We start from the raw sequence: 17,747 nt of genomic DNA, 5'->3' as shown, positions 1-17,747 counted from the left end.
GACCGAGACCTCGGGGTGAGGAGCATGGGGCAGAATCGACGCCATGACCGAATCCGACGGCAAGCCCCACCAGGGCCCGGCCGCCCCCGACGGGGAGCCCGAGTACGCGGACCGCGTGTACCGCTCTGTCCCCGGTGTGATCTCCGGAGTGCTGCTGCTGGTCGTCGCGGCCTGGCTGATCGGCGACGCGGTGGTGAGCGGCACGGGGAAGACCCCGTACGTCTCGCTCGCGGCGGTGCCGGTGTTCGCCTTCCCGGTGATCGCGTACACGCTGCGGCCGGCCGTGACGGCCGGGCGCGACCGGCTGGTGGTGCGCAACCCGTGGCGGACCGTCGTCGCGCCGTGGGCCTCGGTGGACGGATTGCGCGCGGGGTACTCGGTCGAACTGTTCGCGGGCGGAAAGAAGTACCAGGTCTGGGCGGTGCCGGTGTCGCTGCGCCAGCGCAAGCGCGCCACCCGGACGCAGAGCTCCGGCGCCACCCGGACGCAGAGCCCCGGCGCCGCCGGGCACGCCTCCCGGACGGGCCTGGGCATGGGCCTGGCCAAGCGGACCAACCCGGTCGTCCAGGGCTCGCCCGACCCCACCCGCGCCTGGTCCGACCAGGTCACCGCCGTCCTCCAGGAGATGGCCGAGCGCAACGCCGGGCGCCCGGCCGCCGCGGGCCCGGTCGCGGTCCGCTGGTGCTGGTGGGTGATCGCCCCCACCGTGCTCGGCCTGGTCGCGCTGATCACCGTCATCGCGGTCTGAACCCCGAGCGGTCCGAACCCCGAGCGGTCCGAACCCCGAGCGGTCCGAACCGCACGAGCCGGTCCGAACCGCACGCGAAGGGCCCGCCGGTGCGCCACCGGCGGGCCCTTCGCGTGCGCGGGCGTCAGGCGGTGATGCCGGCGGCCTCGGCCAGGTCCCGCTTGATGCCGGCCAGGAGCGCGGTGGCGGCCTCGCGGGTGGCGGCCAGGTCGGCGGCGCTGGTGACCGGGAGGACGACCTCCAGGTAGCACTTGAGCTTGGGCTCGGTGCCGGAGGGGCGGACCACGATCCGGGCGGAGCGGACGGCCTCGCCGGCCAGGTGGTAGCGCAGCCCGTCGGTGGGCGGCAGCTCGGCGGAGCCGGCCGACAGGTCGTCGGCGCGGGTGACCTGGAGGCCGGCCAGGACGGTCGGCGGCCGCTCGCGCAGGCGGCGCATGGCGTCGGCGATCAGCGAGAGGTCCTGGACCCGGACGGAGAGCTGGTCGGTGGCGTGCAGGCCGTGCTCCAGCGCCAGGTCGTCCAGCAGGTCGGACAGGGTGCGGCCGGACTTCTTGAGGGTGGCGGCGAGTTCGGCGACCAGCAGGGCGGCGGTGATGCCGTCCTTGTCCCGGACGCCCTGCGGGTCGACGCAGTAGCCGAGCGCCTCCTCGTAGCCGTAGCGCAGGCCCTCGGCGCGGGAGATCCACTTGAAGCCGGTCAGCGTCTCGGCGTAGCCCAGGCCCGCGGCCTCGGCGATCCGGCCGAGCAGGGTGGCGGAGACGATGGTGGTGGCGAAGGTGCCCTCGGCCTTCTTCGCGACCAGGGCCGAGCCGAGCAGCGCGCCGACCTCGTCGCCGCGCAGCATCCGCCAGCCGGAGGTGCCGTTGCCGCTGCCCGCCGCGTTGCCGCTGACCGGGACGGCCACCGCGCAGCGGTCGGCGTCCGGGTCGTTGGCGATCACGATGTCGGGGCCGACCGAGGCGGCGGTGCGGAAGGCGAGGTCCATCGCCCCCGGCTCCTCCGGGTTGGGGAAGGCCACGGTCGGGAAGTCCGGGTCGGGCTCGGCCTGCTCGGCGACCACGGTGGGGGCGGGGAAGCCGGCCCGGCGGAAGGCGGCGACCAGGGTGTCGCGGCCGACGCCGTGCATCGGGGTGTAGACCACCTCCAGGTCGCGCGGGCTGTGCTCGTCCACGATGGAGACGGCCCGGGCCAGGTACGCCTCGACGACCTCCTCGCCGAGGACCTCCCAGCCGTCCTCGGCGCGCGGGACCTCGTCCAGCGAGCCGATCGCGTCGATCTCGGCGGCGATCCCGGCGTCGGCCGGCGGGACGATCTGCGAGCCGTCGCCCAGGTAGACCTTGTAGCCGTTGTCCTGCGGCGGGTTGTGGCTGGCGGTGACGGTGACGCCGGCGGCCGCGCCCAGGTGGCGGACGGCGAAGGCGAGCACCGGGGTCGGCAGCGGGCGCGGCAGCAGCGCGGCGCGCAGGCCGGCGCCGACCACCACGGCGGCGGTGTCGCGGGCGAAGTCGTACGACTTGTGGCGGGCGTCGTAGCCGATCACGACCAGGTCGCCCAGCCGCTGCTGCTTCACGTACGCGACCAGGCCGGCCGCGGCCCGGATCACCACGGCGCGGTTCATCCGCATCGGGCCGGCGCCGAGTTCGCCGCGCAGACCGGCGGTGCCGAACTGGAGGCGGTCGGAGAAGCGCTCGGCGAGCTCCGCCCAGGCGAGCTTGCCGTCGGTCTCGACCTCCGGGGCCTCGGCCCGGACCAGCAGCGCGGTGAGCTCCTCGCGGGTCTGCGGGTCGGGGTCCTCGGCCAGCCAGGTCCGGGCCCGGGCGAGGAGGTCGGGGTTCAGTGCCTGCGTCATGCCAGCTCCATCGGGAAGTGCGTCGGGGTGTCGGCCGGAGGTTCCGCGCAAGTGAGGAAGGGAGAGCGGGGGAGGAAGAGGGGTGTGCGCATGCGGAGGGGCCCACGGGATGGCGTGATCAGCGGATCACGCCGCCCGTGGGCCCCGTCTCACTCATGATTCTGCGCCCGGCGGGCGTCAGATCCGCTCAAGGACCTTCGCCAGCAGCTCGCCCATGCGCTCGGCGGAGGCCTTGCCGGCCTCCAGGACCTCTTCGTGGTTGAGCGGCTCGCCGGTCATGCCGGCGGCCAGGTTGGTGACCAGGGAGATGCCGAGCACCTCGCTGCCGGCCTCGCGGGCGGCGATGGCCTCCAGGGTGGTGGACATGCCGACCAGCTCGCCGCCGATCACCCGGGCCATGTTGACCTCGGCCGGGGTCTCGTAGTGCGGGCCGCGGAACTGGACGTAGACGGCCTCGTCCAGGGTCGGGTCGACCTCGTGGCAGAGCGCGCGCAGGCGCCTGGAGTAGAGGTCGGTGAGGTCGACGAAGTTCGCGCCGACGATCGGGGAGTCCCCGGTCAGGTTGATGTGGTCGCTGATCAGCACCGGCTGGCCGGGCGTCCAGCCCTGGCGCAGGCCGCCGCAGCCGTTGGTCAGCACGATGATCCCGCAGCCGGCCGCGGCGGCGGTGCGCACACCGTGGACGACGGTGGCGACGCCGTGGCCCTCGTAGTAGTGGTTGCGGCCGAGGAAGATCAGGGCGCGCTTGTCGCCGATCTTCACCGAGCGGATCTTGCCGGCGTGGCCGGCGACGGCGGGGGCGGGGAAGCCCGGGAGGTCGGTGACCGGGAACTCGGCCACGGTCTCGCCCAGGGCGTCGGCGGCCGGCACCCAGCCGGAGCCCATCACCAGGGCGACGTCGTGCCGCTCGGCACCGGTCAGCTCGCGCAGGCGCTCGGCGGCGGCCTGGGCGGCGGCGTAGGGGTCGGCGGAGACGACCGACTGAGGAGAAGCGTTCACGGGTCCGAGGATAGACGGGATTCGGCTACGCGCGTAGAAATTCCGCCGGGGCGTGCCGGATCGTTACCCGGTTGACCCGAAAACACGGCTCGGCGGCGTTTCCGGGCTGTTCCGGGCCGCTCGGGCCGGTGGTTCCGGTGCGGACGGCGTCCACCGCCGGGCGCCGTCCGCGGGGCTCAGAGCCGCTTGGCGTTGCGCAGCCCCTTCGCGTACATGCCGTTGTCGTCGAGCCGGGAGGTGCCGCCCTTGTCGCCGAACGTCGGGCCGTCCGCCTCCTCCCGGCTGGAGATGTACCGGGGGTGGCCGTCCGTGTCCAGGCCCAGGTAGATGCCGATGTGGTCGAGCCGGGCGCCGGTGCGCGCGTCGATCTCGAAGAACACCAGGTCACCGGGTTGCAGCGGGTCGAGCGAGGCCGGGCGCAGGGTGGTGTCCGAGCCGGGCGCGGTGGTCAGCGGGATCACCGGGACGCCGGGGCCGACCCGGGCGAAGCCGTTGGCGGTGCGCGGCAGGCCGGGGCCGGCGACGTCCTTGGAGAGCATCGGGTAGCCGGAGCGGTAGCCGTACACCATCCGGACGAAGCCCGAGCAGTCGAAGCCGCCGTAGCGGGTCTTGTCGGGCTGCTTGGTCACCTTGTCCGCGAACGTGTACGGGACGCCGAGGTAGTCGAAGAAGTCGGTCTGCTCCAGCCGCAGGTCGTTGCCGACCGAGCCGTTCGGGTTGAGCGGGCCGAAGGAGGCGTCGCCCTTGAAGCGCACGCCCTTGGCGTCCTTCTCGGCGGGCGCGCCGTTCATGTACTGGGTCGCCACCGCGAGGACGTCCTCGGCGGTGGAGCCGAGCGACTGCTGGAACCAGGTGCGGAACCAGGCCTCCTGCTCGGCGCCCGCCTTCCAGGGCTGGGGCATCAGCCGGACCCAGGTGTCGGTCACGACCTTGGCGGTGGTGGTCTCCGGCTCGGCGAAGGTGCGGCCGGGGCCGGTCAGCACGGCGGTGCGGGCGTTGTCGGTCAGCGTGGCGACCACGCCGCCGTGGCCGTCCCGGACCACCGTGCGGTCCGGCCCGGTCAGCCGCTCGTAGCGGTAGTCGGCGGGCGCGCTCGTCCCGGCGGGGGTGGGGGCGGCGATCAGCGGCGCGCCGCTGCCGGCCGACGGCTGCCGGTCGCGGTCGCGCAGCTGGACGGTGAGGTAGCCGCTGGCGGCCAGCAGCGTCACGGCGAGGCCGCCGCTGAGCAGGGACTTGCGGGTGACGGGCATGGGGGCTCCCCGGGGATCAGGTGCCGGGCAGGGCGCCGAGCAGCACCCCGGCGGTCAGCACGACGTAGTTGGCGAGCGTCACCGTGCTGGTGGCCATCAGGGTGGCCGCCTTCGGCTGACGGACCAGCTGGTAGGCGATCAGGCCGGGGACGATGAAGCCGAGCGTCTGGTTGGCGTAGAGGGTGGGCAGCTGGTGCTGGAGGACCAGCATCACGGTGGCCTGGAGCAGCACGCCGATCAGCACCACGGCGGCGAACAGCCGCTTGCCGTACAGGATCACCAGCTTCTGGACGCCCCGGGTGGCGAGGTAGGTCAGCACCGTCACGCCGATCACGATGGCCACCCGCTGGAGGTCCTCGACCAGGGTGAGGGCCAGCCAGCCGGGGGTGATCATGCCGCCGGGGGAGAGGTTGGTGGTCAGGTAGCAGACCAGTGAGAAGACCAGACCGAGCGCGATGCCGATGGCGGCGATCTCGGGGGTGAGCTCGGTGGGGATCACTGCTGGTCTCCGTAGGGGGTCGTGCGGTGGTGGGGGTCGTACCAGGAGTCGGGGATCGGCTCGGGGCGGTAGACGGGCTGGGCGTAGCCGGGGTCCGGGTGGCCCGGGTCCGGGTGGCCGGGCTGGGCGTCGTAGGGCTGGGCGTAGCCGGGGTCGGCGTAAGCCGGCTGGTGGCCGTACCCCTGTTCCGGGTACCCCGGTTCCGCGTACTGCGGCGCGCCGTGTGCCGGTGCGCCGTAGGCCTGGTACGGGACCTGGTCCTGGTACGGGTACGAGTACGGGGCCTGCCCGTAGGCCGGTTCGGCGTGGACCGGTTCGGCGTGGCCGGGTTCGACGTACGCGGGGTCGTCGTAGTCCGGCTCCGGGTAGAGCGGTTCGGGTTCGTGGTACGCGAACTCCGGTGCCCCGCCGTCCTCGTCGGGCTCCAGCCGGGCCAGCTCCTCCAGGAACAGCTCGCCCTGGCCGTGGATGTTGCCGACCGCCACCAGCGAGGAGTCCGGCCCGAGTTCGGCCAGCAGTTCGGCGGTGAGCCGGGCCGGCTCGCGCCGGTCGCCGCCGAGGTCGACGACCCGGCCCGACCAGCCGGCCGGGATGCCGTCGCGGGCGCTCTTGGTGGGGTGGCCGATCAGGAAGACCGTCTCCGGGTCGAGGTCCGGGACGATCTGGCCCATCTGGCCGTTGCGCTCCACCCGGTCGGGGCGGCAGTTGATCACCACGCTGAGCGGCCGGTGGATCGCGCCCAGGTCCTCCAGCTGGCGGACGTTCATCAGCGTGGACTCGGGGTCGTTGGCGGCGAAGACGTTGGCGAAGCGCAGCCGCTTGCCGTCCGCCGTCCGGTAGCGCTCGACGGAGAGCACGCCCGGGTCCGGCGGGGCCGCCCACATGCCCTGGAGCGCGGTCTGCCGCTCCACGCCGAGGAGTTCGGCGACGGCGAGGGCGATCGCCACGTTCTCCTTGAAGGTGAACCAGCTGAACCCGCGCAGCTCCTCGTCGGTGACCGTCTCCGGGTCCACCACGATCAGCCGGCAGTCCCGCTTGGCCGCCTCCTCGCGCAGGATGTGCGCGCGCTCCCGCTCGGCGGTCACGCACACCCCGCCGACCGGCATCGAGCGGGACAGCGAGCGGGCGACGTCGTCGAGGGTGGGCCCCATCTCGGCGAGGTGGTCCTCGCGGACGTTGCACAGCACGCCGATCGTGGACCGGATCAGCTTGGTCTGGTTGACCTCCTGGAGCGCCGGCATGACGGCCATGCACTCGATGACCAGGGCGTCCGGCCGGTAGGTGGCGGCCCGGCGGACGATGCCGATCTGCTCCACCACGTTGGCGATGCCGAACTTGCGGTAGACCGGCTCCTCGGTGGCGTCCGGGTGGATGAAGCGGGCCGCGGTGCCGGTGGTCTTGGCGACCGTCACCAGCCCGCCGCCGCGCAGCGCGCCCGCGCACAGCCGGGTGATCGAGCTCTTGCCGCGGATGCCGTTCACCAGCACCCGGGTCGGGATCTGCTCCAGGGCGGTGAAGTGCCGGCGCTGCTCGACGATGCCGGCCACCAGCAGCACGGCGCAGCACACCAGCAGCACGACGTAGAGGAAGAGCACGGGGGGTCCTTCGGGCGGGGGCTCAGCGGGCGGTTGTGGTGGTGGCCGGGGCGGCGGGTGCGGACGGCCGGCGGGCGGCGCGTTCGGCCTGTTCGGCGCGCACCAGCTCCTGGCGGATCAGCTCCAGGCTGCGGGCGACGGCGCCGACCTCGTCGTGGTGGACGGGGTAGAGCACGGTGCGGCGGTCGCCGGCGGCCAGCGCCTCGGCGCTCGCGGCGAGCCGGCGCAGCGGCAGGCCGACGGCGATGAACAGCCAGCCGAGGCAGAGCGCGGCGGCGGTCAGGCCGAGCATGCCGGCCAGCACCACCCGCCGGTCGGCCCGGTTCTGGTCCAGGTGCAGCCAGGCCACCGGGTGGACGGTGACCACGGACCAGCCGAGCTTGGCCACGCTGCCGTTGCCGCCGAGCGGGGCGGCGGCGAGCAGCGCCGGGTCGCCCCCGTCGCGCAGCACGTCGGCCGCGGCGGACTTCTTGGCGGTGTCCAGGATCTTGCGGGCCCGGTCGTCCGGCAGGTCGCCGAAGGAGCTGTAGCCCTCGTTGGCGGCCAGCACCCGCTGCCGGTCGTCGACCAGCCAGACCCGGCCGAGGCCGGGGCGCACCAGCAGCGAGCCCAGGAAGTCGGTCTTGAACTCGCCGACCACCACCGGGCCCTTGGGCTCCGGGGCCCCCTCCTTGCCGGCGTCCGCCTCGGCGTCGGCCGGGGCAGCGGTCAGGGCGACCCGCGCGGCGATCCGGGGCTCCTTGCCGGAGGTGTTGAGCAGCAGCACGCCGCTCGCGCCGAGCGCCTCCGGGCCGGTGCGGTGCGGGGCCTCGCCGGCCCGGGCGAGCACCTCGCCGTTCGCGCCGAGGACGTAGAGCGCGCGGTAGCGGTCGTGTTCGGCGAGGGTGGCGCGCAGCAGGTTCTCGGCCTTGCCGACGGAGGCGTCGGTGAGCGAGGGGGCGAGCGAACGCAGGTCCGCGTAGCCCTCGTTGAGCGCCTGGCGGATCCGGTCGGCGGCGGTGTCGGTGCGGTCGCGCTGCCCGGCCACGACCTGGGTGGGCACCCGTACGCCGGAGTCGTTGCCGCCGAGGAACATCAGCGGGACGGACCAGCCGAGCACCAGGACGGCGCAGAGCGCGAGCGGCAGCGCGGTGCCGGGGCGGCGCTTGCCCGCCGGGGCCGGCGCCGGCGGGCGGGCCGGGTCGCGCAGCTGGAGCCGCAGCTCCTCCAGCGCGCGGGCGATCCGGGCCGCCTCGCCGCGCTTCGGGCCCCGTACGGGCTGCTCCAGCCGCTCGCCGCGGGTGAGCCGACGGGACTCCAGGAACAGCCGCAGCAGCGGGCGCTGGAGGCTGCGGCTCAGGTACCAGGCGAGCAGCAGGGCGAGGACGAGCAGGGCGCCGGCGGCGGCCAGGCCGAGCATGGGGTGGCGCAGGCTGCCGGGCTTGCCGTCGACGGTGCTGGTGGAGACCACGGTGAGGCCGAGCGGGGCGGCCAGGTCGCGCCCGTCGGGGTTGGCGACGGCGGCCCAGCCGGCGACCCGGCGCACGCCCTTGCCGTCCGCGTCGCCGGTCAGGCTGCCGGAGGCCGTCTCGCCGGGGACGGGGCGTTCCCGGGCGGCGCGCTCGCGGGCGGCGGTGACCACGGCGCGGTCGGCCTCGGCGTCCAGTGCGGCGCCGGTGGTGTCCAGGACGGCGCCGGTGGCGTCCAGGACCTGGATGGTCTGTTCCTTGCGGGTGGCGATGCCGGGCAGCCGCAGGTTGTCGGAGGCGACCAGCAGCGCGCGGCCGTCGGCCTTGGTGGCGACCAGCGCGAAGGTGAGCAGCCGGGTGCCGGTGGCGGAGGGCACCAGGAGGGGCGCGGGAGCGGTGTCGGTGACCTTGGTGAGGTCCAGCCCGGCCAGCGGGACGGTCTCGCCGCGGGCGGCCAGCAGCCGGCCGGTGTCGGGGCGGACCATCACCGTGCCGCGCCACTTGTGGTACGCCTGGCCGAGCGCGCTCAGCACCTCGGAGGGCTCCGCGGGGGCGCTCTCGTAGCGGGCGGCGGCCCGGCGCAGGTCGGTGGCGCTCTCGTGCAGTCCGGCGCGCAGCGAGGCGGCGGTGTCCTCGGCGGCGTACTGGTGGGACTCCCGGACGGCCTGCGGGGTGTCGTCGACGCGCAGTCCGCCGACGGCCAGGGCGGTGATCGCGGCGACGGCGAGCAGTAGTACCAGCAGCAGCGCGATGGGGGGCCGGATGCCTCCGAGCAGCGGCATGTCGGCCCGGCGGCGGGAGCGGTGCTGCCGCGGCGGATTGGGTGCCGTGCCGCTCACAGGGGCCTCGTTCTCCTCCGGGCCCGGGGCCGCCCGTTCCGGGAGTCCGCGGCCGGCCTTCTCGGTCAAGCAGTGATCAAGAGCTGGTCAAGCCGCCTCAGCGTACGAAGAGGATTCGGAAAAGTTGTCACGAATTGGTCTCCTACGGGTGTCTCTTTGGTGGAGATCTGTTCGGCGCGCCTGTGGATCATGGCCTTCGCGACCGGCAGGGTAGGTTCGTCCGCCATGGAGATTCGGGGTTCGCGACGCTCGTTGCTGCTGCCCGTGGCGGTGCTGCTGGTGCTGGCGGCGCTCGCGGGGGTGCTGACCCTGGCCGCGCGCGGCCGGGCCGAGCGGCCGCGGGCGGCCGAGCCGTCCCGGACGGCCCAGGTGTCCGGGACGGCGCCCACCGGTCCGGCCCCGGTGGACCTGGCGGCCCGGGTGGACGGGTTCACCGGGGACTTCGCGCCCGGAGGCCCCTACACCGCGCCGGACGCCGGGCAGCGCCGGGCGCTGGCCGACGGCGTCCTGGGCCTGCTCGACGGGCAGACCGAGCAGGCGGACCGCGCGCTGGCCCGGGTCGGCTACCGGCGCACCGAGTTCACCGAGGCCGTCACCGGCCGCCGGGTGGCCGAGCTGGCCGACGCCGTGGCGGAGCCGGGCCGCGGCTGGGGCCGGGTCTACCTGGACCTCTCGGTCCGCTCGGCCTGGTCCGTCCAGGTGCCCCACCCGGTGTCGGACGCCCGCACCGAGGCGCTCGGGGTGGACGTGTTCCGGGCCGCGCCGGGCGGGGTGCTGGTGCTCGCCGGGGCGCACCGCCGGGCCGGGGCGGACGGCTCCTCGGACGTCGCGCACCGCACCGACACCGTCTTCGCCGCCGTGGTCGAGGCGCTCGCCGGACGCGGGGTGCCCGGCATCCAGGTGCACGGCTTCGACGAGGGCAGCCTGCCCGGGCAGGACGCGGTGGTCTCGCCCGGTGTCGGGCAGCCGGGGACGGCCGCCGAGCTCACCGCCACCGGGCTGACCCGGAGCGGGTACGCGGTCTGCCGGGCCTGGCGGGAGAAGTGCGGGCAGCTGGGCGGCACCACCAACGTCGAGGGCCGGTTCGCGGCCGGCGTCGGGGTGCCGTGGCTGCACGTCGAGCTGGGCAACGGGCTGCGCACCGAGCCGGCCCGGCGCGCGGTGGTGGCCGGGGTGCTGGCGGACACCGCGCTCGCTTGGGGGCCGCGCCCCTGAGGGATCAGCAGGGGCGGCGGCGCAGGTCCAGCACGTAGTCGTGCGGGGCGCCGGCGCTCTCCGCGGCGTCGGCGACCAGGCCGAGGTAGCGGGCCGCAGGCAGGCCGCCCTCGTAGTCGTTGAGCACGTACGTCCAGACCTGGATGTCCCCGTCCAGGGTCTGCGCGCGCAGCTTGATCTTGCGGTAGATGCCGAGCTGGACGCCCTCCCAGCGGTCCAGGCCCTCCTCGTCCATCGGCGCGACGTCGTACAGCGAGACGAAGACCCGGTCCTTCTCGTCCTCGACCACGGTGGCCAGCGAGCCTTCCCAGCCCAGCTGCTCGCCGCCGAAGGTGAGCCGCCAGCCGTCCAGCCACCCCGTGCCGCGCAGTGGGGAGTGCGGGGCGCGGCGGGTCATCTGCCGGGCATCGAGGTTGGTGGCATACGCGGCGTAAAGGGGCATGGGGGCCAGCGTAGCCCGGGTGGCGGGCGGGCCGGGGCGACTGGGCGAAGGTACGGAAGCCGGGACCCCGGCGTGGCGGCGCTCCGGGCGTGCGGGACAATGGGGAACGTGACTCGGATCGTGATCATCGGTGGCGGACCCGGCGGCTACGAGGCGGCCCTGGTCGCCGCACAGCTCGGCGCGGAGGTGACCGTCGTCGACACCGACGGTCTGGGTGGATCGGCGGTGCTCACGGACTGCGTTCCGTCGAAGACGCTGATCGCGACCGCGGAGGTGATGACCACCTTCGACAGCTCGTACGAGGAACTCGGCATCCTGGTCGCGGACGACACCCCGCCGGTCGAACAGGCGGCCCGGGTGATCGGCGTGGACCTGGGCAAGGTCAACCGACGCGTGAAGCGCCTCGCCATCGCGCAGTCCCACGACATCACCCAGTCCGTCACCCGGGCCGGCGTCACCGTGCTGCGCGGCCGCGGCCGGCTCGGCGGCGGCGGGCAGGCCGTGGACGGCTCCCGGGAGGTGCTGGTGGACGCGCCCGACGGGACCGTGCAGTCGCTGCGCGCCGACGCCGTGCTGATCGCCACCGGCGCCCACCCGCGCGAGCTGCCGGACGCCCAGCCGGACGGCGAGCGGATCCTCACCTGGACCCAGGTGTACGACCTGGAGGAGCTGCCCCGCGAGCTGATAGTGGTCGGCTCCGGTGTGACCGGTGCCGAGTTCGCCGGCGCGTACCAGGCGCTCGGCTCCAAGGTGACCCTGGTGTCCAGCCGCGACCGGGTGCTGCCGGGCGAGGACCCGGACGCCGCCGAGGTGCTGGAGGACGTCTTCCGCCGCCGCGGCATGAACGTGATGGGCCGTTCGCGGGCCGAGAGCGTCAAGCGGATCGGCGACCGGGTCGAGGTCATGCTGGCCGACGGCAAGGTCATCGAGGGCACCCACTGCCTGATGGCGGTCGGCTCGATCCCCAACACCTCCGAGATGGGCCTGGAGGAGGCCGGGGTCAAGCTCAACGACTGGGGCCAGATCCAGGTCGACCGGGTCTCCCGCACCAGCGCCCCGGGCGTGTACGCGGCCGGTGACTGCACCGGCGTCTTCATGCTCGCCTCGGTGGCGGCCATGCAGGGCCGGATCGCGATGTACCACGCGCTCGGTGACGCGGTGCAGCCGCTGAACCTCAAGACCGTGGCCTCCAACGTCTTCACCGACCCGGAGATCGCCACCGTCGGCTACACCGCGGCCGACGTGGAGTGCGGCAAGATGGACGCCGTCGTGGTCAAGCTCCCGCTGCGCGGCAACCCGCGGGCGAAGATGCAGGGCATCCGGGACGGCTTCGTGAAGCTGTTCTGCCGCCCCGGCACCGGCATCGTGGTCGGCGGCGTGGTCGTCGCCCCGCGCGCCAGTGAGCTGATCCACTCGATCTCGCTCGCGGTGGACGCCAATCTGACGGTCGAACAGGTGGCCAGCGCCTTCACCGTCTACCCGTCCGTGTCCGGCTCGACCGCCGAGGCCGCCCGGCAGCTGCACATCCGCAAGCGGGCCGACGGCGAATCCTGAGCATCCGGCGCGCAGTTGGGGGCGGCTGCCGATCGGCGGCCGCCCTTCGCGCGGGCATGGCCGTCACCCGGACGGCGGGCGCAGTTCCGGGCAATCGGCGGCGCGTATTCTACGGTCACGCGCCGCTCGGGCGTGAGCAATTCCCGCTACTAGCTGGAAACGCCTGAAAGCAGACGGTCACGCAGGTTACCGTCAGTTCTGTGTTTGCTGCAGAACGTCGCCAGTTGATCCTCGAAATGGTGCGCGCCAACGGAGCCGTCTCGCTCCGGGAGTTGGCCCGCGTCGTCCAGACCTCCGAAGTGACCGTGCGCCGTGACGTGCGGGCGCTGGAGGCAGAAGGGCTCCTCGACCGCCGGCACGGCGGCGCGGTGCTCCCCGGCGGCTTCAGCCGCGAACCCGGTTACCCGCAGAAGACCCACCTGTCCGCGGCGGAGAAGAGCGCCATCGCGGACGCCGCCGCCGCCCTGGTGGAGGAGGGGGACTCGGTGGTGGTGGGGGCCGGGACCACCACCCAGGAACTGGCCCGCCGGCTGGCCCGGGTGCCCGGGCTGACCGTGGTCACCAACTCGTTGCTGGTCGCCCAGGCGCTGGCACACGCCAACCGGGTCGAGGTGGTGATGACCGGCGGCACCCTGCGCGGCTCCAACTACGCGTTGGTGGGCAGTGGTGCGGAGCAGTCGCTCCAGGGGCTGCGGGTCAACAAGGCCTTCATCTCCGGCAGCGGACTGACGGCCGAACGCGGCCTGTCGACCGCGAACATGCTGTCCGCGAGCGTGGACCGGGCCATGGTGCTGGCGGCCGCCGAGGTGATCGTCCTCGCCGACCACACCAAGCTCGGCGCGGCCGGCATGTTCCAGACCGTCGCCACCGAGACCATCACCCGCCTGGTCACCGACGAGCAGGCCACCGCGGACGACGGGACCGCCCGCGAGCTGGACGCGCTCGCCGACTGCGGGGTGCAGGTCGATCTCGCCCCGCTGGGCGGCCCGGGCGGGGACGCCCCGGTGCACGGCACCGGCAGCGGCCCGGTCCACCAGACCCAGCCCGGCCCGATGGCCCGGCGCGGCGGCCCGCCCCCCGGCGGCGCCCCGCTGCCCGGCCAGCGCCGCCCCGGCGCGCACGGCGGGCCGGCCGGCCCGGGCGGCATGCCGACCCGGCTGGCCGAGATGGGCCTGCCGCGCGGCGGGCGCTGAGCCGTACCGCCTCGGCCCCGCGACCGGTGGAAGGGCCCGGGGAAGACGGAACCGGTCCGCACACCCCCGAAGGGCGTACGGACCGGTCCGAGGGTCAGGGACGGGTCAGTCCTTGATCTCGCACAGCGCGGCGCCGCTGCTGACGCTCGCGCCGACCTCGGCCTTGAGGCCGACGACGGTGCCCGCCTTGTGGGCGTTCAGCGGCTGCTCCATCTTCATCGCCTCCAGGACCACGATCAGCTCGCCCTCGGCGACGACCTGGCCCTCCTCCACGGCGACCTTGACGATGGTGCCCTGCATCGGCGAGGCCAGGGTGTCGCCGCTGACGGACGAGCCGGCCTTCTTGGCGCCCACCCGGCGCTTGGCCTTGGCGGCACTCGTGGCACCGGCCGCCGGGGCCGCCGCGACGCCCAGCGAGGACGGCAGCGAGACCTCGATCCGCTTGCCGCCGACCTCGACCACCACGGTCTCCCGGGTCTCGGCCTCCTCGCCGTCACCGGCCGCGCCGGCGAACGGCGGGATGGTGTTGTCGAACTCGGTCTCGATCCACCGGGTGTAGACCTTGAACGGCTCGTCGCTGCCGGATCCTTCAGGAGCACAGACCTCGGGCGCGAACGCCGGGTCGGTGACGACCGCCTGGTGGAACGGGATGGCGGTGGCCATGCCCTCCACCTTGAACTCGGCCAGTGCGCGGCGGGCCCGCTCCAGGGCCTGCTTGCGGTCCCGGCCGGTGATGACCAGCTTGGCCAGCAGCGAGTCCCAGGCCGGGCCGATGACCGAGCCGGTCTCCACGCCGGAGTCCAGGCGCACGCCCGGGCCGGACGGCGGGGCGAACAGCGTCACGGTGCCGGGCGCGGGCAGGAAGCCGCGGCCCGGGTCCTCGCCGTTGATGCGGAACTCGAAGGAGTGGCCGCGGACCTCGGGGTCGCCGTAGCCGAGCTCCTCGCCGTCGGCGATCCGGAACATCTCGCGGACCAGGTCGAGGCCGGTGACCTCCTCGGTGACCGGGTGCTCCACCTGGAGGCGGGTGTTGACCTCCAGGAAGGAGATCGTGCCGTCCAGCGCGACCAGGAACTCGCAGGTCCCGGCGCCCTCGTAGCCGGCCTCCTTCAGGATGGCCTTGGACGCCCGGTACAGCTCGGCGTTCTGCTCGGGGGTCAGGAACGGCGCGGGCGCCTCCTCGACCAGCTTCTGGTGGCGGCGCTGGAGCGAGCAGTCACGGGTGGAGACGACCACCACGTTGCCGTGCTTGTCGGCCAGGCACTGGGTCTCCACGTGCCGCGGGTTGTCCAGGTAGCGCTCGACGAAGCACTCGCCGCGGCCGAAGGCGGCGACGGCCTCGCGCACCGCGGACTCGAACAGCTCGGGGATCTCCTCCAGCGTGCGGGCGACCTTGAGGCCGCGTCCGCCGCCGCCGAAGGCCGCCTTGATGGCGACCGGCAGGCCGTGTTCCCGCGCGAACTCGACGATCTCGTCGGCGCCCGCGACCGGGTCGGGGGTGCCGGCCACCAGCGGGGCACCGGCCCGCTGGGCGACGTGGCGGGCGGTCACCTTGTCGCCGAGGTCGCGGATGGCCTGCGGCGGCGGGCCGATCCAGATCAGGCCCGCGTCGATGACGGCCTGGGCGAATTCCGCGTTCTCCGACAGGAACCCGTAACCGGGGTGGACGGCGTCGGCGCCGGAGTCGGCGGCCGCCTTCAGGACCTTGGCGATGTCCAGGTAGCTGGTGGCGGGGGTGTCACCGCCCAGCGCGTAAGCCTCGTCGGCCGCGCGGACGTGCAGCGCATCCCGGTCCGGCTCGGCGTAGACGGCGACGCTGGCGATACCGGCGTCCGAGCAGGCCCTGGCGACGCGGACGGCGATTTCCCCGCGGTTGGCGATGAGCACCTTGCGCACTGTGGCTCCCTTCTTGAACCTCGTCGAGTTTATGGATTCCTCAGCAGTACCGGCGAGTAGCCCCAGGTTGTGAACTATCCCACACACTGGGTGATCCGTTTCCCGGCCCGGCGGGCGGACGCGCGGACGGCGCCGCTGGTCGGTGCGGGTGAGGTCGGAGCACCGGAGCCGCGGCGGCCCGCCGGGCGGCGGCGTGGCGGGAGGGTGGCATCGGCCACACTCCCGCGCGGACCGCTCAGGCGGCGCCGGAACGAGCGCCGGGACGCTCCAGCGCCTCGGCCGTCACGTCGGCCGCGAGCTCGACCATGTCCGGCCCGTACGCCTCCGGGTTGACCACCCGCAGGACGAGCGCGAAGGTGCCGTCCGGCCCGTACTTCCGGGCGAGTGCGCGGTGGTGGGAGACCAGGTAGCGGACACCGGCCTGGTTGGCGGTGCCGGTCTGGCCGGAGACCAGGAACACCGGGCGGCCGCCGTCCGGGGTGGCGATCCGGGCGAGCAGGGTGTGCGCCCGGTCGTGGTCGGCGGTGTAGTCGTGCCCGCCCACCACGATCACGTTGCTGCCCGGCCCCGGCCCCGAGGTGACGTGCGCGCCGGGCAGGCCCCAGGCCAGGTGCGCGGCCATCCGCTCGTTGGAGACCGGACCGCCCAGGCACAGCTCGGTCTTGGCGCCCAGGCCGCGGTGCGCGGCGTCGTGGGCGACCAGCTCGGGCCGAGCCCCGCACTCCTCGACCAGCCCGGCCAGCCACATCAGCGCGTAGGCGTCGCGCCGGGTCACGGTGTGGGCGTGCGAGCCCGTCCCGATGCTGCGCGGCACCACGATCAGGCACTCGCCGCCGCTCGGCAGCCCGAAGAAGGCCCGCACCCGCTCGATCCTGCGGCGCCGGCGCAGCGCCTGGGCCAGCCAGCCGAGGCCGGCGCTGATCGCGCTGGCCACCAGGCCGAGCACGACGTTGAGCACGCTGTCGTTCATCTGCCGCGTTCCTCCCCCGGATCGAACGCGGCCAGCTTAGAGGGGCAACGGCAGGGTGCGGCAGGTCAGTTGGCCCAGAGGTCCGTGATGCGCACGTCCAGGTCGGCGAGCAGCCGGCGCAGCAGCGGCAGGGAGAGGCCGATGACGTTGCCCGGGTCGCCGTCGATGCCGTCGATGAACGGGGCCGAGCGGCCGTCCAGGGTGAACGCCCCGGCCACGTGCAGGGGTTCGCCGGAGGCCACGTACGCGGCGATCTCGGCGTCGTCCGGGGTGCCGAAGCGGACGGTGGTGGAGGCGGTGGCCGAGGACTGCCGGCCGGTCGCGGTGTCGATCACACAGTGGCCGGTGCGCAGCACACCGGCCCGCCCGCGCATCGACCGCCAGCGGGCCAGCGCCTCGGTGGCGTCGGCGGGCTTGCCGAGGGCCTGGCCGTCCAGCTCCAGGACGGAGTCGCAGCCGATCACCAGTTCGCCGCCGGAGAGATCGGCGGCGACGGCCTTCGCCTTGGCCTCGGCCAGGACGAGCGCGAGCTCGGCGGGGGTGGCGGCGGTGATCGCGTCCTCGTCGACGCCGCTGACCACCACGCGCGGGTCGAGCCCCGCCTGGCGCAGCAGCCCGAGGCGGGCGGGGGAGGCGGAGGCGAGGACGAGGGCGCGCTGGTCGGTCATGCCCACCAGGGTAGGGGGTGCCGGTGTCCGCCGTTCGGGTGAAGGGGTTCCTCCGGACGGCTCAGGCGAACGGCTCAGGTGAACGAGCGGGCGATCATCACCAGCACGGCGCCCACCAGCGCCAGGGCGGCGAGCACCCGGCCGGCCCGCTGCATCCGCTGCTGCATCCGACGGGCCTCGGGCGAGGGCTCGTCGCGGGGGTCTGACCAGAGCACCCGTCCAGAGTGCGCCGTGCGGGGGCGCGGGCGCCTGAGTATCCGTACTCAGGTTCCGGGCCGAGCGGTCTCCCGGCGGTGCGGAGCGGGCGGCCGGCGGGGCCGACTTCCCGCTCCGCACCGGGACTTCAGTGCGCCCAGCCCGAGGTCCGCCAGGCGTTGGCGCCCGGGTGGACGGCGGGGCGGAGCGTCCGGGCGCGGTCGTTCCAGGGGGAGGCCGGGCCGGCACCGGTCAGGCGCGCCGCCTCGGCGGCGGCCTGCGCGGCGGCGGCCCGGGACTGGACCACCGCCAGGACGGTGGCCAGCTCCTCGGGGGTCGGTTGTCCGTGCAGCACGTGGATCGGGGACATGGCTGGTTCTCTCCCGA

16 protein-coding genes are annotated in these 17,747 nt (G+C 74.4%); 4 read left to right on the top strand and 12 right to left on the bottom strand.

From position 1 onward, the window contains the following. The first annotated feature begins 43 nt into the window (after nucleotides 1-43). The gene (locus tag ACFRAR_RS24460) at nucleotides 44-748 is read left to right on the top strand and encodes a PH domain-containing protein (RefSeq protein ID WP_380700304.1); all 705 of its coding nucleotides are present in this window, start codon (nucleotides 44-46) and stop codon (nucleotides 746-748) included. 124 nt (nucleotides 749-872) lie between these two features. Here ACFRAR_RS24460 and ACFRAR_RS24455 read toward each other — a convergent pair whose 3' ends face one another. From ACFRAR_RS24455 to ACFRAR_RS24430, 6 genes are all read right to left on the bottom strand, one after another. Next, nucleotides 873-2,597 (bottom strand): phospho-sugar mutase, encoded by a 1,725-nt coding sequence (locus ACFRAR_RS24455; RefSeq protein WP_380700303.1) that lies wholly within the window; start codon nucleotides 2,595-2,597, stop codon nucleotides 873-875. A 177-nt stretch (nucleotides 2,598-2,774) separates the two neighbouring features. Next, on the bottom strand, nucleotides 2,775-3,596 hold the full coding sequence (locus ACFRAR_RS24450) for a purine-nucleoside phosphorylase (RefSeq protein ID WP_380700302.1): 822 nt from the start codon (nucleotides 3,594-3,596) through the stop codon (nucleotides 2,775-2,777). Between the two features lie 176 nt (nucleotides 3,597-3,772). Next, nucleotides 3,773-4,846 carry a C40 family peptidase gene (locus ACFRAR_RS24445; RefSeq protein ID WP_380700301.1) on the bottom strand — a complete coding sequence of 358 codons (1,074 nt, stop codon included), beginning with the start codon at nucleotides 4,844-4,846 and terminating at the stop codon, nucleotides 3,773-3,775. A gap of 16 nt (nucleotides 4,847-4,862) precedes the next feature. Continuing rightward, a complete protein-coding gene (locus tag ACFRAR_RS24440; protein WP_380700300.1) occupies nucleotides 4,863-5,345 on the bottom strand; it encodes a poly-gamma-glutamate biosynthesis protein PgsC/CapC in 483 nt (160 codons plus the stop codon). Continuing rightward, a complete protein-coding gene (pgsB, locus tag ACFRAR_RS24435) occupies nucleotides 5,342-6,940 on the bottom strand; it encodes a poly-gamma-glutamate synthase PgsB (protein WP_380700299.1) in 1,599 nt (532 codons plus the stop codon). Before pgsB ends, ACFRAR_RS24440 begins: the two co-directional genes overlap by 4 nt. 22 nt (nucleotides 6,941-6,962) lie before the next feature. Further along, nucleotides 6,963-9,227, bottom strand: a complete 2,265-nt coding sequence (locus ACFRAR_RS24430) for a cache domain-containing protein (protein ID WP_380700298.1) — start codon at nucleotides 9,225-9,227, stop codon at nucleotides 6,963-6,965. 225 nt (nucleotides 9,228-9,452) lie between these two features. Here ACFRAR_RS24430 and ACFRAR_RS24425 point away from each other — a divergent pair, with 225 nt between their 5' ends. Further along, the gene (locus ACFRAR_RS24425) at nucleotides 9,453-10,442 is read left to right on the top strand and encodes a hypothetical protein (protein ID WP_380700297.1); all 990 of its coding nucleotides are present in this window, start codon (nucleotides 9,453-9,455) and stop codon (nucleotides 10,440-10,442) included. 4 nt (nucleotides 10,443-10,446) lie between these two features. On the opposite strand, the gene ACFRAR_RS24420 is transcribed toward ACFRAR_RS24425, so the two are convergent. After that, the gene (locus ACFRAR_RS24420) at nucleotides 10,447-10,884 is read right to left on the bottom strand and encodes a gamma-glutamylcyclotransferase (RefSeq protein ID WP_380700296.1); all 438 of its coding nucleotides are present in this window, start codon (nucleotides 10,882-10,884) and stop codon (nucleotides 10,447-10,449) included. A 99-nt stretch (nucleotides 10,885-10,983) separates the two neighbouring features. Between ACFRAR_RS24420 and ACFRAR_RS24415 the strand changes: the two genes are divergently transcribed. Then, nucleotides 10,984-12,438, top strand: a complete 1,455-nt coding sequence (locus tag ACFRAR_RS24415; RefSeq protein WP_380700295.1) for an NAD(P)H-quinone dehydrogenase — start codon at nucleotides 10,984-10,986, stop codon at nucleotides 12,436-12,438. Nucleotides 12,439-12,674: 236 nt separating this feature from the next. Then, nucleotides 12,675-13,631, top strand: coding sequence for a DeoR/GlpR family DNA-binding transcription regulator (locus ACFRAR_RS24410; protein ID WP_380700319.1), 957 nt, complete (start codon nucleotides 12,675-12,677; stop codon nucleotides 13,629-13,631). Nucleotides 13,632-13,736: 105 nt separating this feature from the next. On the opposite strand, the gene ACFRAR_RS24405 is transcribed toward ACFRAR_RS24410, so the two are convergent. The 5 genes from ACFRAR_RS24405 to ACFRAR_RS24385 form a co-directional block, all read right to left on the bottom strand. Continuing rightward, entirely contained in the window at nucleotides 13,737-15,527 is a 1,791-nt protein-coding gene (locus ACFRAR_RS24405) for an acetyl/propionyl/methylcrotonyl-CoA carboxylase subunit alpha (protein WP_380700294.1), read from the bottom strand. Between the two features lie 235 nt (nucleotides 15,528-15,762). Continuing rightward, complete coding sequence (locus ACFRAR_RS24400) at nucleotides 15,763-16,497, bottom strand: hypothetical protein (protein WP_380700293.1); 735 nt, start codon at nucleotides 16,495-16,497, stop codon at nucleotides 15,763-15,765. A gap of 65 nt (nucleotides 16,498-16,562) precedes the next feature. After that, nucleotides 16,563-17,165 (bottom strand): nucleoside triphosphate pyrophosphatase, encoded by a 603-nt coding sequence (locus ACFRAR_RS24395; protein ID WP_380700292.1) that lies wholly within the window; start codon nucleotides 17,163-17,165, stop codon nucleotides 16,563-16,565. A 74-nt stretch (nucleotides 17,166-17,239) separates the two neighbouring features. Beyond that, entirely contained in the window at nucleotides 17,240-17,380 is a 141-nt protein-coding gene (gene mmpB / locus ACFRAR_RS24390; protein WP_380700291.1) for a morphogenic membrane protein MmpB, read from the bottom strand. Nucleotides 17,381-17,508: 128 nt separating this feature from the next. Beyond that, entirely contained in the window at nucleotides 17,509-17,730 is a 222-nt protein-coding gene (locus ACFRAR_RS24385) for an acyl-CoA carboxylase subunit epsilon (RefSeq protein WP_380700290.1), read from the bottom strand. Nucleotides 17,731-17,747: the final 17 nt, after the last annotated feature.

The sequence above is a fragment of the Kitasatospora sp. NPDC056651 genome (genome assembly GCF_042792155.1).
Lineage (GTDB): Bacteria > Actinomycetota > Actinomycetes > Streptomycetales > Streptomycetaceae > Kitasatospora.
This window is presented reverse-complemented; position numbering and strand designations above follow the sequence as displayed.